The organism is Asanoa iriomotensis (genome assembly GCF_016862515.1).
Lineage (GTDB): Bacteria > Actinomycetota > Actinomycetes > Mycobacteriales > Micromonosporaceae > Asanoa > Asanoa iriomotensis.
Genome location: NZ_BONC01000034.1, coordinates 39,897 through 56,344, shown reverse-complemented (window position 1 = coordinate 56,344; position 16,448 = coordinate 39,897). Strand labels below are relative to the sequence as shown.

Annotated in this window: 19 protein-coding genes; 7 read left to right on the top strand and 12 right to left on the bottom strand. The window is 70.0% G+C overall.

Annotated elements, in window-relative coordinates; translation table 11 throughout:
* Positions 1-65: 65 nt before the first annotated feature.
* The gene (locus tag Air01nite_RS23310) at positions 66-425 is read left to right on the top strand and encodes a hypothetical protein (protein ID WP_203705181.1); all 360 of its coding nucleotides are present in this window, start codon (positions 66-68) and stop codon (positions 423-425) included.
* A 4-nt stretch (positions 426-429) separates the two neighbouring features.
* On the opposite strand, the gene Air01nite_RS23305 is transcribed toward Air01nite_RS23310, so the two are convergent.
* Positions 430-996 carry a flavin reductase family protein gene (locus Air01nite_RS23305; RefSeq protein ID WP_203705178.1) on the bottom strand — a complete coding sequence of 189 codons (567 nt, stop codon included), beginning with the start codon at positions 994-996 and terminating at the stop codon, positions 430-432.
* A gap of 106 nt (positions 997-1,102) precedes the next feature.
* Positions 1,103-1,897: a hypothetical protein gene (locus tag Air01nite_RS23300; RefSeq protein ID WP_203705176.1), complete on the bottom strand. Its 795-nt coding sequence runs from the start codon at positions 1,895-1,897 to the stop codon at positions 1,103-1,105.
* A 76-nt stretch (positions 1,898-1,973) separates the two neighbouring features.
* Between Air01nite_RS23300 and Air01nite_RS23295 the strand changes: the two genes are divergently transcribed.
* Positions 1,974-2,513, top strand: coding sequence for a hypothetical protein (locus tag Air01nite_RS23295; RefSeq protein ID WP_203705174.1), 540 nt, complete (start codon positions 1,974-1,976; stop codon positions 2,511-2,513).
* 152 nt (positions 2,514-2,665) lie between these two features.
* On the opposite strand, the gene Air01nite_RS23290 is transcribed toward Air01nite_RS23295, so the two are convergent.
* The 5 genes from Air01nite_RS23290 to Air01nite_RS23270 all read right to left on the bottom strand — a co-directional run bounded on the left by Air01nite_RS23290 (position 2,666) and on the right by Air01nite_RS23270 (position 6,885).
* Positions 2,666-3,901: an FAD-dependent oxidoreductase gene (locus Air01nite_RS23290; protein WP_203705248.1), complete on the bottom strand. Its 1,236-nt coding sequence runs from the start codon at positions 3,899-3,901 to the stop codon at positions 2,666-2,668.
* Between the two features lie 203 nt (positions 3,902-4,104).
* A complete protein-coding gene (locus tag Air01nite_RS23285; protein ID WP_203705172.1) occupies positions 4,105-4,296 on the bottom strand; it encodes a DUF397 domain-containing protein in 192 nt (63 codons plus the stop codon).
* 180 nt (positions 4,297-4,476) lie between these two features.
* A complete protein-coding gene (locus Air01nite_RS23280) occupies positions 4,477-4,677 on the bottom strand; it encodes a DUF397 domain-containing protein (RefSeq protein WP_203705170.1) in 201 nt (66 codons plus the stop codon).
* A 657-nt stretch (positions 4,678-5,334) separates the two neighbouring features.
* The gene (locus Air01nite_RS23275) at positions 5,335-6,162 is read right to left on the bottom strand and encodes a helix-turn-helix domain-containing protein (RefSeq protein WP_203705168.1); all 828 of its coding nucleotides are present in this window, start codon (positions 6,160-6,162) and stop codon (positions 5,335-5,337) included.
* Positions 6,163-6,435: 273 nt separating this feature from the next.
* Positions 6,436-6,885 carry a DUF6232 family protein gene (locus Air01nite_RS23270; protein WP_203705166.1) on the bottom strand — a complete coding sequence of 150 codons (450 nt, stop codon included), beginning with the start codon at positions 6,883-6,885 and terminating at the stop codon, positions 6,436-6,438.
* A gap of 160 nt (positions 6,886-7,045) precedes the next feature.
* On the opposite strand from Air01nite_RS23270, the gene Air01nite_RS23265 reads away from it, so the two are divergent.
* Positions 7,046-7,522 (top strand): NUDIX hydrolase, encoded by a 477-nt coding sequence (locus Air01nite_RS23265; RefSeq protein WP_203705164.1) that lies wholly within the window; start codon positions 7,046-7,048, stop codon positions 7,520-7,522.
* Here the strand turns inward: Air01nite_RS23265 and Air01nite_RS23260 are convergent.
* A complete protein-coding gene (locus Air01nite_RS23260) occupies positions 7,519-8,097 on the bottom strand; it encodes a phosphoribosyltransferase family protein (protein ID WP_203705163.1) in 579 nt (192 codons plus the stop codon). The genes Air01nite_RS23265 and Air01nite_RS23260 overlap by 4 nt on opposite strands.
* 157 nt (positions 8,098-8,254) lie before the next feature.
* Between Air01nite_RS23260 and Air01nite_RS23255 the strand changes: the two genes are divergently transcribed.
* Positions 8,255-8,902: a septal ring lytic transglycosylase RlpA family protein gene (locus Air01nite_RS23255; protein WP_203705162.1), complete on the top strand. Its 648-nt coding sequence runs from the start codon at positions 8,255-8,257 to the stop codon at positions 8,900-8,902.
* Between the two features lie 73 nt (positions 8,903-8,975).
* A complete protein-coding gene (locus Air01nite_RS23250) occupies positions 8,976-10,097 on the top strand; it encodes a PP2C family protein-serine/threonine phosphatase (RefSeq protein ID WP_203705161.1) in 1,122 nt (373 codons plus the stop codon).
* Positions 10,098-10,103: 6 nt separating this feature from the next.
* Here the strand turns inward: Air01nite_RS23250 and Air01nite_RS41630 are convergent, their stop codons facing one another.
* The gene (locus tag Air01nite_RS41630) at positions 10,104-10,238 is read right to left on the bottom strand and encodes a hypothetical protein (RefSeq protein WP_275408303.1); all 135 of its coding nucleotides are present in this window, start codon (positions 10,236-10,238) and stop codon (positions 10,104-10,106) included.
* Between the two features lie 269 nt (positions 10,239-10,507).
* On the opposite strand from Air01nite_RS41630, the gene Air01nite_RS23245 reads away from it, so the two are divergent.
* Positions 10,508-12,349 carry an acyl-CoA dehydrogenase gene (locus Air01nite_RS23245; protein ID WP_203705159.1) on the top strand — a complete coding sequence of 614 codons (1,842 nt, stop codon included), beginning with the start codon at positions 10,508-10,510 and terminating at the stop codon, positions 12,347-12,349.
* Between the two features lie 19 nt (positions 12,350-12,368).
* The gene (locus tag Air01nite_RS23240) at positions 12,369-14,189 is read left to right on the top strand and encodes an NHL domain-containing thioredoxin family protein (RefSeq protein WP_203705158.1); all 1,821 of its coding nucleotides are present in this window, start codon (positions 12,369-12,371) and stop codon (positions 14,187-14,189) included.
* Positions 14,190-14,199: 10 nt separating this feature from the next.
* Here Air01nite_RS23240 and Air01nite_RS23235 read toward each other — a convergent pair whose 3' ends face one another.
* Genes Air01nite_RS23235 through Air01nite_RS23225 form a run of 3 tightly spaced genes read right to left on the bottom strand, consistent with a single transcriptional unit; the run spans position 14,200 to position 16,431 of the window.
* The gene (locus tag Air01nite_RS23235) at positions 14,200-14,955 is read right to left on the bottom strand and encodes a LamB/YcsF family protein (RefSeq protein ID WP_203705155.1); all 756 of its coding nucleotides are present in this window, start codon (positions 14,953-14,955) and stop codon (positions 14,200-14,202) included.
* Positions 14,939-15,832: a 5-oxoprolinase subunit C family protein gene (locus tag Air01nite_RS23230; protein WP_239090901.1), complete on the bottom strand. Its 894-nt coding sequence runs from the start codon at positions 15,830-15,832 to the stop codon at positions 14,939-14,941. The genes Air01nite_RS23235 and Air01nite_RS23230 overlap by 17 nt, the downstream gene beginning before the upstream one ends.
* Positions 15,829-16,431 (bottom strand): 5-oxoprolinase subunit B family protein, encoded by a 603-nt coding sequence (locus tag Air01nite_RS23225; RefSeq protein WP_203705152.1) that lies wholly within the window; start codon positions 16,429-16,431, stop codon positions 15,829-15,831. The genes Air01nite_RS23230 and Air01nite_RS23225 overlap by 4 nt, the downstream gene beginning before the upstream one ends.
* Between the last annotated feature and the right edge of the window lie 17 nt (positions 16,432-16,448).

Here is a 16,448-nt window from a genome sequence, read left to right as displayed (position 1 = left end):
CAGACCGTTGCACAACCATTTAGTTGTGTACGCGGAGCGTCGTCGATGTGTCACTATCGACGACAATGAGTCTCCTCGTGCACGCGTACGTTCGTGGCCCGGCCGGCGAGATGGTCTTCCTCGAGGGACCAGCCGGCTCCGATCTAGCCGGGCCGGAGGCGGCCCGCGCCGGCCTCTACGGCTCACCGTGCGTCGTCGCGCTCGGCGCCCGCATGCTGCCGATGTTGGCGACCCAGGACGTGTACGCCGAGACCCTTGCCGAACTCGACGCCCTCGACGCGGACTGCGCTCTGGTGCTGTCCAACCTGGGCTACGTCTCGGCCTCGGTCGGCCGCGACCCGGATTTCGTCGCGCACCGCCTGAGCAACATCACCGCGGCGATCAAACGCGCCCGCAAAGCCGGCGGCGCCGTGGTGATCTGGTGAATCCCTAGTCCTGGTAGGCCTTCCAGAGGACCATCCGGTCGCGCAGGTCGACGAGATCGCCGTCGGCGTTGAAGGTGCCGTCGCCGTTGTGGTGGAAGGTCCGGTGCTCGGCACGCCCGGTGTTGATCCAGACCTGACGAGCTTGGAGGATCACGAGCCCGCTGTACGCGTCGGCGAGCGAGTCGTCCAGCACCGTGCACTCCACATTGGCCAGACACTCGGCGACCAGCGGCGCCTTGACGTGTCGCGCCTTCTTCTCCGTGAGCGCGAACCGCTCGAACTTGTCGACGTCGAAGCCCGAGCAGTTGCCGATGTCGACGACCTGCTCGGCCAGGTCGACTCCCGGCACACCGATCACACACTCACCGGTCTCGGCCAACGACTCCTGCGAGAAGTCCCCGGGCGAGATGACCGCGGCGAGCACGCCCTCGTGCGAGATCACCATGTGGAAACCCACGGTCATCAGATCGGCCCGCCCCGCCTTGTTGCGGGTCGAGACGAGGATGGTGGGTCCGGATTCGAGCACCCGGTAGGCCTTCGCGCCGGGCAACTTCCGCCAAGAGTCGGCCATGATCGCGCCCCCTCACCTGCGACCTTAGGTCGCGCCAAGGGCTTCGTGGGCAGAAATGTCCGTCTCGGACGCGGATCTGGCCGACGCGCCGGCCTCGATCCGGCCGTCACTTCGCGATCGACGCCAAATGGGCAACCGTTGCGTCGTCGGGGACCACTCCGGCTGCCTGTTCCGCTGCGCGTACCCGATGGATGATCTCTTCTGGGCCCAGGGTTTTGAGCGTGAGCAACGTCTGTGCCCAGTCGGCCAGGCCGAAGCGGTCGACGTAGCGGCTGGCGCCATTGGTCAGCAGCGCCGCGTCGGTGACCTCGCCGATGGGCAGCGTGCCGGTGATCGCCTCAGCGGCCGCGCGCGGATCGTCCTTGGCGAGCCAGAACCCGCCAGGCTGGTTGCGGTTGGCCCGCAACGCCTCGATGTAGACGCGCCGCGCCTCCACCCACTCGGCGCTCCCCTCGGCCGCGGCGTCGTAGACAACCTGATAAGGCTGCCGGAACGCGACCTCCCGGCGGTCGTCGACGACGAGCGCCCGAGAGCCATTGAGCAACAGAACCGAATCACCGAGTACGAGGTAGTCCGCCCGACCACCACCAAGGCGGAGAATGGCCACGGTCGCCGACGGGCTGCTCGGATCGGCCAGATCGCAGGTGTGCCGATGCGTGGCGGCAACGGCTTCGATGGCGTCGCCCAACAGTTGCGTGAGCGGCCCGCGCTCGAACGCCAGGCGCGCAACCAGTTCACCGCCGAGGCGCGTGGTGTACCAGGCCACACCGTGCCGGCAGATCGCCTCGATCCCGCGCGTCCCGGCACCGTCGAGCAACACCGCGAACCCGGGGCCGGCGAGAAAGAGGTCCTCGTTGACCGCATCCGGCGCACTCACGGAGGTGGCCATCGCCACGCGCATCGACACCCCTCCTCACCCACTCTGGCCGAAGGATAGAGCCTGAGGGCTAGACCAGGAGCCGGGTACGGTCGCGGGCATGTCTGACCGTGAACTGCTGGAGCACATCCGCGCGACGCCCTGGATCGCGCAGGCGTTGGCCGAGTTCGACTTCGATCTGTCCCGTGTGGACAACGGACCCGCGGAGGAGGTCCACCTGGCCAGCGGCGAACGGCTGGAGATGATCGCGGGTGACGCCGCCGGTGGCGCGTTCATGCTGGCCGGCGACGGTGCCGACCGCCCGGTCGTCTACGTGGGCTCCGAAGGCGAAGGCGGCCTGATCGCAACAACGCTGCGCGACGCGCTGGCCCTGATAGTCGGCCTGTCCAGCATCCACGACGCCACGGCTCACCCACTCGGCGACGACGGCGGGGCGAAGCTACGCGCCTGGCTGGCCGAAGCGGACGACGAGATCCGCGCCGACTGGCCCGACCTCGACGCGGCCCGCCAACGCCTCCGGACCGAGCTGCGGCTGCCCGCAGGGACCGACCTGCTCGCGGACCTGCACGCGGCCGCGGCCGACGACCGCTACCGCCCGATCAGCGACGCCGGCGACGCCTACGAGGCGATGGTGCATTGAGCCAATCCTTCGCGACCTTCGCCACGAATCCCCAGTGTCCTATCGGGAAGCTCGAGGAGGAGTCATGCGCAACCTCGTCCGCCTGGTCATCGCCGCGGCGGTGACCGGGCTGCTGGTCTGGCTGCCCACCGCTGCCCAGGCCGGCATCACGCTCAACGCGATCGACTGACGAAGTGCTCGGGCCGGACGCCCAGGCCGACCGCCCGCGCGGCGAGGCGTTGCAGCCACGGCGTCCGGTCCAGCACACGCAACGGCGCGGGGACCTTCACCGCGCCGGTCGTCGCCAACAGCGGGTCGACCACCCGGCGTTGGGCCAGCCGTTGCGCGCCCTGGGTGACCACGGTCGGAAAGCGGCGCCGGCGTTCCACCTTGGCCAGGTCGGCGTCGCGCAGCGTGCCGGCGGCCAGCGCCGGGCCGAGCAGGCGGGCTGTCGCCACCGCGTCCTGGACCGCCAGGTTGATGCCGACCCCGCCGATCGGGGACATCGCGTGCGCGGCGTCGCCGATCAGCAGTGCGCCCGGCACCGACCAGTGCCGCAACCGGTTCAGCTGGACAGTCAGCAACCGCACGTCGGCCCAGGTCGCCAGCTCACCCAACCGGTCAGCGAACCGCGGCGCCCGCGCCGCGACCCGCTCCCGGAACGCGTCGAGCCCGGCCGCCCGCACGGTCTCGTAGCCGCCCTTGGCGATCACGTACGCGCACTGGAAGTAATCCCCGCGGTCGATGCAGAGCATCAGCCCGCCCGCACCGACCAGCATGTCGAGCCCGGCCGGCTCGTCGGGACGCCGCGAGAGCCGGAACCAGAGCACGTCCATCGGCGCACCGAACTCGCGGGGCCGCAGCCCGAGCAACTCCCGCACCGCCGACGTCCGCCCGTCGCAGCCGACGGTGAGACGGGCCCGGACCTCCCGCCCATCGGCCGTGCGCACGCCGACGACTTGCGGACCGTCACGCAGCACGGAGACCACCTCGGCCGAGCGCAGCAGCGTGAAAGACGGCAACGTCTCCGCGGCGGCGGCGAGCAGATCGAGGAAGTCCCATTGCGGCAGGAAGAGGATGTGCCGGTGCGGGCCAGGCAGTCGGCTGAAGTCGGCGACCCGCACCGTGCCGTCGTCGAAGGTGACCCTCAGGTCGTCGACCGCGCGCCCGGGCCGCTCCGCCAGGGCCGCGCTGAGCCCGATCTCGTCGAGCAGGTTCAACGTGGACGGATGGACGGTGTCGCCGCGGAAGTCACGCAGGAAGTCGGCATGCTTCTCCAGCACGACGACCTCGACACCCTGCCGTGCCAGCAACAGCCCCAGCACAACGCCGGCTGGGCCACCACCCACGACACAGACCGTTGTCTCGACGACGACCTCCCTGCGGCCGTCACCAGAGTACGGCCGCAGGCGCAACGGCGGTCAAGGCGCGACGGACGGCGGTGTCGCGGTGAGCGCCTTGACCGGCTTCGCGAATGTCGGCGGATTTGGCGTCGCAACAGCGCAGGGCCCTCGTGACCTTGCGATGTGCACTGATCTCGGGTCATCTCCGCCGGCGGCGGTTGGGGCGGGGATGACGGAGCGATTCGGCGGGTCGCTCCGGATGCACCGGGCTAGCGGCGCGGCTCGTACTGGCGGATACCGGTGAGGAACTCGCTCCACGCTGAGCGAGTAAAGAGCACCACTGCGCCATCGGGGTCTTTCGAGTCACGCACGGCGACGGATCGGCCCACTTCGGCGACCTCGACACAGGCGCCGCTGGCGCACCTGCGTCGCCACTCAATCCTGGGCGGATCAATTGGCATTTGAACCAGCCTCCTTGTGTTCCCAAGAAGTTAGCGTAAGCAACTGCCGGGACAGAAGGAACGGAATGCCACGTCTTTGCGCCGGACAAATGCGATATGCCGCTTATGCCGTTACTGCGCTGGCGAACCCTGTCGGGCGAGGCGCGCTATTGCCTCCGGCGCGCCTCGCTCGAGTGCCGCTCAATTGGCGTCGAATTCGCCATTCTTCACGCCGAAAAGGAAATCGTTCCAGCCCAGGCGGCCGAAAGCCAGCGCTGGCGCCTCGGGCGTCTTGGAGTCACGCATCAGCACGGCGTCCGACACGTCAGCCACTTCGACGCATGCTCCGGTCGCGCAACGGCTGCTCTTGCGCCAGTTGGGCGCCGTCGTCGAGTTCGTCAACGTTCAACCTTTCTCACAATAATTGCGAATGCCAGTTATGTGACGCCGTGCCAAACTGCCGTTTTGGGCTCACGGTTGGCTCGGTATTCGATCACGGCGGCGAAATAGTTGCGCAGCACGGAAGTCGATCGAAGATCTCGTGACGCCTTTGGATCTTGTCCGCGTCATCGACGAGGTTGTGGTGCCGCCTTGCCTGTATCGCCACGTGGTGGTGCCCGCCGGCCAAGAGGTGGGAGCTCCAAAGTGGCGAGTAGCGAACGCAGGCTGCGTGCGACCGACCCCGCGGCGGACAGGAGAGCCCGTCACCGCAGGTGAGTCGCTTGAGGCCGCCATGGCGCTCCTATCAGATGACCAGCACGCGAGGCACAGCGATTTCACGCGGCGGTGGTGAGTCGGATCTTCGCCTAGCCAGTTGCCCTGCCAGCCTAAGTTGCCAGGGTTGGCCTTGTCCGCAGGACGCGCAGGTTGCCCGAGGGGCGGGCGTACCGAACGATTACGGACCAAGCCGGGGCGGTAACAGCCTGCCGCCCCCGCGGCGACTGGTCATCCGTCCATTATGCACGGCGAGATCCCTTCCCGCCATCCCGCTATCTGCCATATCGCAGGTTGGCACGTCAGGACTAGTTCTGTCCGCGAAACGGGAAGACCGGTTGTCGATCAACGTAGCGCGTCGGCGTGGTCCTTGAGGAGGCCGGCCGATGAAGTCTCGTCGTACGCGCCGATCCAGACCCGTTCGAAGATCTCTCGATGCCGTCTGAGCTTCTCCGGGTCTTCGACGATCTCGTCGAGAGTGTCGCTCTCCCGGTAGAGGATCTCCCCACCGTCCGCGAAGTTGTGGATCTCGTACGTCGCGAACATGGGGATCAGCGACTGCACCTTGAACGGAACGATCCGGAGTGCGATCCGTTGTGCTCCGATCAGGTCGAGCAGGTGTTCGAGCTGCTCACGAAGGACGTCGGCCCCACCGACCTGGCGGTGCAGGACTGACTCGTCGAGAACCACGAAGATGTCCTGGTGCTCCGTGGGCGACAGGAACTGCTCCCGGCGCAGCTCGCGCATCCGGACCCGGGCCTCGACGGCCTCCTCGGTCAGCTCGCCGGCGAACGTCTCCATGATGGCGCGGGCATACGCCGGGGTCTGCAGGCGACCGGGCACCACCATCGAACAGAAGTAGCGGGTAACTTGCGCGGCCACCTCGAAGCCCATGAGCTGGACGATCGACGGCGTCAGCAGTTCGCGGTATTGCGGGGTCTCCCACCACTGCACACGCTGCTTGGAGAGTTTTGCCGACGCGACCAGCGACTCGACCTTCGCGCGTTCCTTGACGCCGAGGTAGGCGAGCAGCGGGCGCAGGTCGTTCTGCGAAATCGTGACTTCGCCACTCTCGATCCGCATCACTTTGGACAGCGACCACTCCATGGCCTCGGCCACTTCGCTCTGGGTCGCGCCTTTGGTCTCGCGGGCACGCCGAATCGCCAATCGCACGCGACGACGCGCTACATAGGGCGAGTCGGCCATCGTGGGCGCTCTCCTGTCATGTTGAGAGCGCGCGTCGGGCATACGCCGGCCCTCGGGCCAAGGTGTCGCTGCCGGCGACGGAAGTCAGTGGTGCAACTGTCAGCCGAACGCGCGGATTGGACAACATTATGCACCGCGATGTTCCTTCTCGCCATCGTGCAACCTGCCATATCGCAAGCTGGCGCACACGCTGAGACGCCGAGGGTGGGCCGGTCCACCCTCGGCGCCGATCGGGGCAGCTCAGCGTTCGATCTCGCGCAGCCACGTTGCTGTCGAGCGCTGGCGGTGTTGCTCTTCCACGGCTCTGACCAGGGCCCGCCGAACCTGGCCGAACCGCGCTGGGTGCGTGCTGCTGTAGAGGCAGACGTCCGCCGACTCGTGCACGGCCCATAGCTGGTAGGTGCGCGGTGCCGCACGGAAGCACGCGCCCGTGACCAGCACGGGGATGGCGATCGCGATCAGGATGGCGACGTGTAGGACCAGGGAGTCGTGCATTCCCCAGCTCACCGTGCCCGCGACCGCGGTGCCGATGGCGAAGCGGCCGGTCACCACTCCAGCGGGGTGCCGGTCGCCACGGACGACATAGGGGTCGACCAGGTCCCTGATGCGGAACCGGATCGGTCGATCGCCCAGGACGGTGAACGCCTCGTCGGTGATTCGCACGTCCGGACCGGGATAGTAGGTGGGCATCTGACCTCCTCCCGGGGTGTGGCTACACATATTGCACCCGAACTACATCGCTCTCCGGTAGACGCCAGTCTGCGATATGGCAGATAGCGCTATACCAGTCTGTGATCTCCCCGGGTGGTAGCTGGCTCTAGCTGCGCGAATGGTCGTTTAGGGTGCCCCCGTGGCGACCCCGCGCTTCATAACCGACATCCGCGCCCACATCGGGCACACCCGCCTCTGGCTCCCCGGCGTCAGCGCCGTGGTCCGGAACGCCGCCGGCGAGCTCCTGCTCGGCCGCCGCGCCGACACCGGCCGGTGGTCGTTGATCTCCGGCATCCCCGAACCCGGCGAGGAGCCCGCCACCGCGATCGTGCGGGAGGTCTTCGAGGAGACGGGGGTGCGCGTCGCGCCCGAGCGGATCAGCTCGGTCACCGTCAGCCCGGTGGTCGAATATCCGAACGGCGACGTTGCCCAATACCTGAACGTCACCTTCGTCTGCCGCGCGCTCACCACCGCCGCCACCGTCAACGACGACGAGTCGCTCGAAGTCGGCTGGTTCCCGGTCGACGACCACCCGCCCCTCGACGAGCTGGCCAAGCTGCGACTCGAGCAGGCCTTGGCCGGAGACCAAAAGGCCTGGTTCGCCCCGCCGAGCTAACCGAGATCCGCCGCCGTCAGCAGCGAGCGCAACCCCAGGTCCGCGGTCACCGGAGGCGGGCACGCGTCGACGATCGCCGCGCACCCGACGGCCGTCGCACCGCGCAGCGCCACCACGTCGTAGAGCGCCCGCACCTGCGCACCCGTCGCCACCCAGTCGTCGACCACCAGCACCCGATCGTTCGCGCGGATCTGCCGATCGCGCACGCCCAGCCGCAGCTCCCGACCGCGATAGTCCGGCGGCGTCCGCGCCCAGGTCACCCGGTCGACCAACCGCCGGTCGCCGCCGTCCTTCACCGCCGGCGCGAAGCCCACGCCCAACGCCACCGCCACCAACGGCCCGACCAGGAAGCCCGTCACCTCCGGCGAGACCACGAGCGTCGGCGCGGCGTCCGCGAACAGGTCGGCCAGGGCAGGACCGACGGAGGCCAACAACGAGGGCGAATGCCACCAACCGGACACGTCGCTGACCAGGTGGTCGCTGTGCGCTCCCGGGTCGAACCAGTGGAACGCCTCCGCGAGGGCGGCGCGCAACGAGTCGTCCCGCAGCGGTGCAGAGGAGGCCACGACAACCATCCTGCACACCGGGACGCACGGACCAGCGCGGGGTCAGTCGATCGGTTGAACGTTTCCGTCCATATTCGGGCGAAAGCCAATGATCACGTTGACATCCGACGTACGACGCTCGGTAGCGTCCGCAACGGTTCACCCCCGGTGAGAGGAGCCCGAGATCGTGGCGGGTAGGCATACCAGGCGACCGGCGACAGCCTCGCTGTTCGGACCGGTCGCGACCGCGGTCGTCGTGCTGGCGCTGCTGGTCAGTGGCGCTTTCGGTGCATTCAAGCTGACCGAGGAGAAGGCCGCGTCGACGGTCGGCCGGATCGATTTTCCACAATCGACCGACGCGACACCGACAGCGGAAGCGCCATCACCCACAGTGACGGCAACCCCCTCGGCAACCGCGAAGCCCAAACCCACGGCAACGCCGAGCCGCTCGCCCGAGCACGCCTCCCGCGGCGCCGTCCGCTCCCCGAGCACCAAGAAGCCGACCCCGGCCAGGACCACCAGCAAGCCGGCCACCGGCGGCACCGTGGTCAGCAGCGGCACCTGCGGCGCGTCGTACTACGACGAGGGGCAGATGACCGCCAACGGCGAGGTGTTCGACCCGGAGGCGCTCACTGCGGCGCACAAGACACTGCCGTTCAACACGCGCGTACGGGTGACCAACCCGAGCAACGGCAAGTCCGTGGTGGTCCGGATCAACGACCGGGGCCCGTTCGTCGAAGGCCGGTGCATCGACCTGTCCCGTGCCGCGTTCCGCGCGATCGCGAGCCTGAGTCAGGGCGAGTTGACCGTCAAGTACGACGTCCTCGACAACTGACGGAACCGGCCGGGTTGGTCAGAACCGGATGGCCGAGGGGCCAACTTCGTTCTGTACCGCACGTCCATCAGGCATGCTGTTCCGCGTACCCATGCACTTTCGCCCGCCGGGCCGTCGCCCGCTCAGCCCTGGTTCCCGCGCCGGCCTCGGCGCGGCCCTCGTGCTGCTCGCGATCGTGTCCGCAGTGGAGATCGCGGACGGCTCCAGCGCCAACTACGTCGGTCTGGTCGCGGCCGCCCCGTTCCTCGCGGCGGCGTTCGCCTCCTGGCGGATGGTGCTCACGATCGGCGTGCTCGCCACGGTCGTCGGCATCGCCTTCGCCCTCGCCGCCCGTGGCGTGACGATCTCCACGGGGGTCAACGTCGCCGGCGTCGCGCTGGCGACCGCGATCGCCGCCGTGGTCGCGGTGATCCGGGAGCGCCAGGCGGCCCGGATCGCGGAACTCTCCAAACTGGCCCAGGTGGCCCAGCAGGCGGTGCTGCGCCCGATCGGGCCGCAGATCGGCTCGCTGCAGGTCGCGGGCCGGTACATCTCGGCCACGGCGACGGCGGAGATCGGCGGCGACCTCTACGAGTGCCTGGATACGCCGTACGGCGTGCGGATCATCATCGGCGACGTGCGCGGAAAGGGCCTCGACGCCGTGCGCACCGCGAGCATCGTGCTCGGCTCCTACCGGCACGTGGCCTACGAGCGGGCGGACCTGCGCGCGATCGTCGCCGACCTGGACCGGGCCGTCGCGCGCAGCGTGGGCGACGAGGACTTCGTCACCGCGGCGATGGTCGAGGAGCGCGGCGGCACGCTGACGATCGTCAACTGTGGGCACCCGGCGCCGCTGCTGCTCCGGCGCGGCGAGGTGATCCCGCTGGAGCCGCCGGCGCCGGCGCCGCCGCTGGGTTTCATGCCGGTGGTCCGCCCGCGGGTCGAGCGGCTCGAGCCGGGGGACCGGTTGTTGCTGTTCACCGACGGCCTGGGCGAGGCACGCCGGGAGGGCGAGTTCTTCCCGATCGCCGACCGCGCGTGGCGGCTGCTCGGCCACGGCACGGTCGGCGACGGGCTGGCCTCACTGGAGACGGCGCTGGTCGAGTGGGTGCACGGCCGGCTCGACGACGACATCGCGGTCGTCCTCATGGAGTACGCCGGTGCGCGCCCCGTCACCACCGCCAGCGTCCCCAGCTGGGAAGTTGGCAGCGAATAGCGCTCTTCAGGGCTGTTTGACGGTCACCAGGCGCGGCACCCGGGCCGTGGCGACAACGCGGTCGGCGTCGGGTGCGCGGTGCCGGCCGACGTAGCCGGCACGCGGGTTGAGCAGCAGGGCAGCGAGATGGGCGAGAGTCATCGGGGTCCTCCTGCGTCCGTGCGCCCTGCGGGCGCGGGTAACCACCAAACGACCTCCGGCCGGCTACGGTGACGCGATTGTCGGCGCGCCGACTTGACTTCCACCCGATATTGACCCCCATAAGCGAATAAAGCGTTTCAAATGGGACGCCACTTGCGAAGTACTGTGGCACCGGTCACCGGCTGTGCCTCTTTGTGAGTTCTACTCGCGGGTAATAACCTTGGTTACCGCCTAGTAACCACTGTCGCCGGATCGGGGAACCCAGGCACATGACGCACTACAAGAGCAACCTGCGCGACATCGAGTTCAACCTCTTCGAGGTGTTCGGCGCCGACCAGGTCCTCGGTCAGGCCCCGTTCGCCGACGTCGACGTCGACACCGCCCGCAACTTCATGGTCGAGCTGGACCGGTTCGCCCGCGAGGACCTCGCCGCGAGCTACGCCGACAGCGACCGCAACCCGCCGGTGTTCGACCCGGCGACCCACAGCGCGCCGCTGCCCGAGGCCTTCCGCCGCTCGTACCACCGCTTCATGGACGCCGAGTTCTGGCGCCTTGACCTGCCGGCGGAGCTCGGCGGCACGTCGGCGCCGCGCGCCCTGTGGTGGTCGCTGGCCGAGCTGATCCTCGGCTCCAACGCGCCGATCTGGATGTACGCGTCCGGTCCGTCGTTCGCGACCACGCTGCACCGCGAGGGCACCGCACGGCAGCAGAAGTGGGCCGAGCTGTTCATCGAGAAGGGCTGGGCGTCGACCATGGTGCTCACCGAGCCCGACGCGGGTTCGGACGTCGGCGCCGGTCGCACGCGGGCGGTCCCGCAGCCCGACGGCTCGTGGCACATCGAGGGCGTGAAGCGGTTCATCACCTCGGGCGAGCACGACCTCGCGGACAACATCGTCCACTACGTGCTCGCCCGGCCGGTCGGTGTCGAGGGCGCCGGTGGGCCGGGCACCAAGGGCCTGTCGCTGTTCGTCGTGCCGAAGTTCCACTTCGACGAGGAGACCGGCGAGCTGGGCGAGCGCAACGGCGTGTTCGCGACCAACGTCGAGCACAAGATGGGCATCAAGGTCTCCAACACCTGCGAGCTGACCTTCGGTGAGCACGGCGTCCCGGCCAAGGGCTGGCTGATGGGCGACGTGCACGAGGGCATCAGGCAGATGTTCCTGATCATCGAGTACGCGCGGATGATGGTCGGCACGAAGGCGATCGCCACCCTGTCGACGGGCTACCTGAACGCGCTGGAGTACGCGAAGTCCCGGGTGCAGGGCGCCGACCTGCTGCGGCAGGGCGACAAGGGCGCGCCGCGGGTGACGATCGCCCACCACCCGGACGTACGCCGTTCGCTGATGCTGCAGAAGTCCTATGCGGAGGGCATGCGCGCCCTGGTGGTCTACACGGCGAGCTGGCAGGACAAGATCAAGCTGGCCGCGCACGCCGGCGACGCCTCGGCCGAGCAGCTGGCCAAGCGGGTCAACGACTTCCTGCTGCCGATCGTGAAGGGTCTCGGCTCGGAGCGGGCTTACGAGCTGCTCGGCTCGGAGTCCCTCCAAACCTTCGGTGGTTCGGGCTTCCTGCAGGACTACCCGCTGGAGCAGTACGTCCGCGACGCAAAGATCGACACCCTGTACGAGGGTACGACCGCGATCCAGAGCCTGGACCTGGTCTTCCGCAAGATCGTCAAGGACCAGGGCCGCGCGCTCCTGGCCGTGGCGGGCGAGATCCAGCAGTTCATCGAGTCCGAGGGCGGCAACGGCCAGCTCAAGGAGGAGCGGGTCGCGCTGGGCAAGGCCCTGGCGGAGACCCAGGCGATGCTCGGGGTGATGACGGGCTGGCTCGGTGAGGCCGCGACCGACCCGCGCGCGATCTACAAGGTGGGCCTGACGAGCCGCCGCTTCCTGCTGGCGATGGGCGACCTGATCGTGGGCTGGCTCCTGCAGCGGCAGGCGGACGTCGCGCTGCGCAAGCTGGCGGAGGGCCCGGACGCCTTCTACGCGGGCAAGGTGGCCGCGGCCCGCTTCTTCGCCCGCGAGGTCCTGCCCCGCCTGGGCGCCGACCGCCGCATCATCGAAGCCACCACCCTGGACCTGATGGACCTCCCGGAAGAGGCGTTCTGAAGGCTGGCAGGATTGGCGGGTGACTCCTCGCGTGCGGGCGCCTCAGCTCAAGGGGCGTGGCTGGCTCAACACCGGCGGCAAGGCCCTGTCGATCGGCGATCTGCGCGGCAAGATCGTCCTGCTCGACTTCTGGACCTTCTGCTGCATCAACTGCCTCCACGTGCTCGACGAGCTGCGGCCGCTCGAGGAGAAATATGGCGACGTGCTGGTCGTCGTCGGGGTGCACTCGCCGAAGTTCGAGCACGAGCGTGATCCCGAGGCGCTGCGGGCCGCCGTCGAGCGCTACGAGGTCGACCACCCCGTGCTCGACGACCCGGAGCTGATCACCTGGGACCAGTACGCCGCCAAGGCGTGGCCGACGCTCACCGTCGTCGACCCCGAGGGGTACGTCGTCGCCACCATGGCCGGTGAGGGCCACGCCGAAGGGCTCGGCCGGCTGATCGACGAGCTGGTCGCCACCCACGAGGCCAAGGGGACCCTGCACCGCGGCGACGGGCCCTATGTCGCCCCCGCGCCCGCCGACACCGCGCTGCGCTTCCCCGGCAAGGTCGTCGTCCTGCCCGACGGCAACCTGCTGGTCTCCGACTCCGCGCGGCACTCGATCGTCGAGCTCGCGCCGGACGCCGAAACGGAGATCCGGCGGATCGGCAGCGGCACCCGAGGGCGCGCCGACGGCGGGCCGGACAAGGCCGAGTTCGCCGAGCCGCAGGGGCTCTGTCTGCTGCCCGCCGAGATCGCCGAGGCCGTCGGGTACGACATCGTCGTCGCCGACACCGTCAACCACCTGCTGCGGGGGCTGCACCTGGCCACCGGCGAGACGCACACCATCGCGGGCACCGGGCGGCAGTGGCGGTCGACGCCCGACGACCACGCGCACGACGCCCTGGCCAGCGACCTTTCCTCGCCGTGGGACGTGGCCTGGTACGACGGCCAGGTGATCATCGCGATGGCCGGCATCCACCAGCTCTGGTGGTACGACCCGATCAAGCGCACCACCGGCGTCTACGCCGGCACCACCGTCGAGGCGCTGCGCGACGGGACCCTGCCCGACATCTGGATGGCGCAGCCCTCCGGCCTCGACGCCTCGCTCGACGGCAAGCGGCTCTGGATCGCCGACAGCGAGACCAGCGCGCTGCGCTACGTCGAGGACGACGCGATGCACACCGCGGTCGGCCAGGGGCTCTTCGACTTCGGCCACATGGACGGGCCTGCCGACCAGGCGCTCTTCCAGCACCCGCTCGGTGTCCACGCGCTGGCCGACGGGTCCGTGCTCGTCGCCGACACCTACAACGGCGCGGTGCGCAGGTACGACCCCGTCAGCGACTCCGTCGAGACCGTGGCCGACGGGCTCGCGGAGCCCAGCGATATCGCCGTCACCGCCGACGGCACCGTGCTCGTGGTCGAGTCGGCCGGGCACCGGTTGACCGCGCTGGCGACGGCGAGCGCGTCGACCGCACCCGGCACCCGGCACCGCACCGAGCGCCCGCCCACGACGGTCGCCGCCGGCGAGGTCACGCTCGACGTGATCTTCACCCCCGCGCCCGGGCAGAAGCTCGACGAGTCGTTCGGCCCGTCGACCCGGCTCGTCGTCTCCGCCTCACCGCCGGAGCTGCTGCTGGAGGGCGAGGGCACCACCACCGACCTGCGCCGCCGCCTGGTGATCGCCGAGGGCATCGAGGGCGGGGTCCTGCAGGTGGTGGCCCAGGCGGCCACCTGCGACGCCGAGGCCGAACACGCCGCCTGCCACCTGACCCGCCAGGACTGGGGCGTCCCGATCAAGGTCACCACCGACGGCCAGAACCGCGTCGCGCTGGTGCTGCGCGGCCTCGACGAAGGCTGAGGACCGAGGGTCAGGCGCCCGCGAAGGGGGTCAGCGGGACGCCGGCGCCGGTCAGGGCGTCGCGGATGCGGCGGGCCAGTTCCGCCGCGCCCGGCGTGTCGCTGTGCAGGCAGATCGAGGAGACCCGGACCGGGATGACCGAGCCGTCGACCGCCGTCACGGTGCCCTCGCGGGCCAGCCGCAGTGCCCGCTCAGCCACCGCCGACGGGTCGTCGATCACCGCGCCCGGCTGCGAGCGCGACACCAGGCGGCCGTCCGGCTCGTACGCCCGGTCCGCGAAACCCTCCGCCACCACGGTCAACCCGGCCCCGACCGCCAGCTCTGCCAGCGTCGACCCCGGCGAGCAGACCAGCGGCAGCGACCGGTCGTAGTCGCGCACGGCCGCGACCACCGCCGCCGCCTGGGCCTCGTCCACCGCGGCGACGTTGTAGAGGGCGCCGTGCGGCTTCACGTACCGCACCGACTTGCCGGCCACCCGGCAGAACCCGTCCAACGCGCCGATCTGGTAGATCACGTCGTCGCGCAGCTCGTCGAACGCGTAGTCGATCCGCCGCCGGCCGAAGCCGACCAGGTCCCGGTAGCTGACCTGGGCGCCGATCGCCACGCCGCGGGCCGCCGCGGTGGCACACACCCGGCGCATCGTGGCCGGGTCGCCGCCGTGGAAGCCGCACGCGACGTTGGCCGACGTGATCACGTCGAGCAGCGCGTCGTCGTCGCCCAGCCGCCAGATGCCGAAGCCCTCGGCGAGATCAGCGTTCAGGTCCATGAAATCTGACGGTACTGCCCGGACGGGCCTGTGCCAGGGCGGTTACGTCGGTGACCACGGCGATCACCGGATATCCGCCGGTGGTGGGGTGGTCGGCCAGGAACACCAGCGGCTGGCCGTCGGCCGGCACCTGCACCGCGCCCAGCACGACACCCTCGCTGGGCAGCTCGCCGGCGAAGGCGTCCGCGCGGGTCAGGGCCGCGCCGGCCAGCCGCGCACCGACCCGGTTGCTCTGCGGGCTCACGGTGTACGGCGTGCTCAGCAGCGTCGCGACCGCCGAGGCGGTGAACCAACCGTCCCGCGGCCCGAGCCGCACCGCCAGTGAAAGGAACGGTCCGTTCCTAACGCTTTCCGTATAGGAACGGACCGTTCCTAACGCCGCGTCAGCGGCGGCGAGTCCTGACGCCGCGTCAGCGGCGCCGAGTGGGAGGCGGTCGCCGTCGCGGAGGCGTGCCGGGCCGAGCCCGGAAAGCGTGTCGGTCGACCGGCTGCCGAGCACCGGCGGCACCGCGAGGCCACCGCCGACGGCTACGTACGAGCGCACCCCGTCGGTCGCCCGCCCTACGTCGACCAACCCGCCGGCCGGCACCTCGACCGCTGCGTCCGACGGCGCCTCCACCCCGTCGACCCTGACCCGGGCGACCGCGCCACACACCGCGACCAGGCCGCCGGTCGGCAGCCGGAACCCGCACCCGGTCAACGTGGTCTCCAGCCCCGCGGCGTCCTCGGGGTTGCCGACCAGCGCGTTGGCCCGGCGCAACGCCGGACCGTCGAGCGCGCCGGACCGCGGCACGCCGAGATGCGCGTACCCGGGGCGCCCGAGGTCCTGCACCGTGGTCAACGCGCCGGCCCGGACGATCTCCAGCACCCGGTTCACGCCGCCACCAGCCGCACGACCGTGCCGGGCACTAGCAGCGCGGGCGGATCCCGCGAGACGTCGAACAAGGTCACCGACGTGCGCCCGACGAGCTGCCAACCACCGGGCGAGGCGGTCGGATAGATCCCGGCGTACGGCCCGGCGAGCCCGACGGACCCGGGCGGCACGGAGGTCCGCGGTGTGGCGAGCCGGGGCACCGACAACGCGGCGGGCAGGCCGGTCAGGTAGCCGAAACCGGGAGCGAAGCCGCAGAACGCCACCCGAAAGGTCGTCGAAGCCAGGCGCGAGATCACCGCGGGTACGGGCAGCGACCACAGCGCGGCGACGGACGACAGGTCAGGGCCGTCGTACACCGTAGGTATCTCGACCAGGTCGCCCGACGCGGCGCCGACAGCCGGCGGTGGTGCCCAACTCATGATCAGGTCGGCCGCGAGCGGGTCGACGCCGTCCAGCAGCACGGTCCGCGCCCCGGGCACGATCTCCGCCACGCTCAGTGAGCCCGCCGAACGGCGCCGCCACAGCTCGGCCCGCCACGCCTCGACCTCGTCGGCCGGGCACTCGATCAGGAGGGCGGTCGCGCCGACCGGGTGGATGCGCACGGCTCCATTGTCGACGG

What these genes read in the sequence shown, in the direction of transcription:
- Air01nite_RS23310 (WP_203705181.1), top strand. Translation starts at nt 66, where the DNA reads ATGAGTCTCCTCGTGCACGCGTACGTTCGTGGCCCGGCCGGCGAGATG.
- Air01nite_RS23305 (WP_203705178.1), bottom strand. Translation starts at nt 996, where the DNA reads ATGGCCGACTCTTGGCGGAAGTTGCCCGGCGCGAAGGCCTACCGGGTG.
- Air01nite_RS23300 (WP_203705176.1), bottom strand. Translation starts at nt 1,897, where the DNA reads ATGCGCGTGGCGATGGCCACCTCCGTGAGTGCGCCGGATGCGGTCAAC.
- Air01nite_RS23295 (WP_203705174.1), top strand. Translation starts at nt 1,974, where the DNA reads ATGTCTGACCGTGAACTGCTGGAGCACATCCGCGCGACGCCCTGGATC.
- Air01nite_RS23285 (WP_203705172.1), bottom strand. Translation starts at nt 4,296, where the DNA reads ATGCCAATTGATCCGCCCAGGATTGAGTGGCGACGCAGGTGCGCCAGC.
- Air01nite_RS23270 (WP_203705166.1), bottom strand. Translation starts at nt 6,885, where the DNA reads ATGCCCACCTACTATCCCGGTCCGGACGTGCGAATCACCGACGAGGCG.
- Air01nite_RS23260 (WP_203705163.1), bottom strand. Translation starts at nt 8,097, where the DNA reads ATGGTTGTCGTGGCCTCCTCTGCACCGCTGCGGGACGACTCGTTGCGC.
- Air01nite_RS23250 (WP_203705161.1), top strand. Translation starts at nt 8,976, where the DNA reads ATGCTGTTCCGCGTACCCATGCACTTTCGCCCGCCGGGCCGTCGCCCG.
- Air01nite_RS41630 (WP_275408303.1), bottom strand. Translation starts at nt 10,238, where the DNA reads ATGACTCTCGCCCATCTCGCTGCCCTGCTGCTCAACCCGCGTGCCGGC.
- Air01nite_RS23245 (WP_203705159.1), top strand. Translation starts at nt 10,508, where the DNA reads ATGACGCACTACAAGAGCAACCTGCGCGACATCGAGTTCAACCTCTTC.
- Air01nite_RS23235 (WP_203705155.1), bottom strand. Translation starts at nt 14,955, where the DNA reads ATGGACCTGAACGCTGATCTCGCCGAGGGCTTCGGCATCTGGCGGCTG.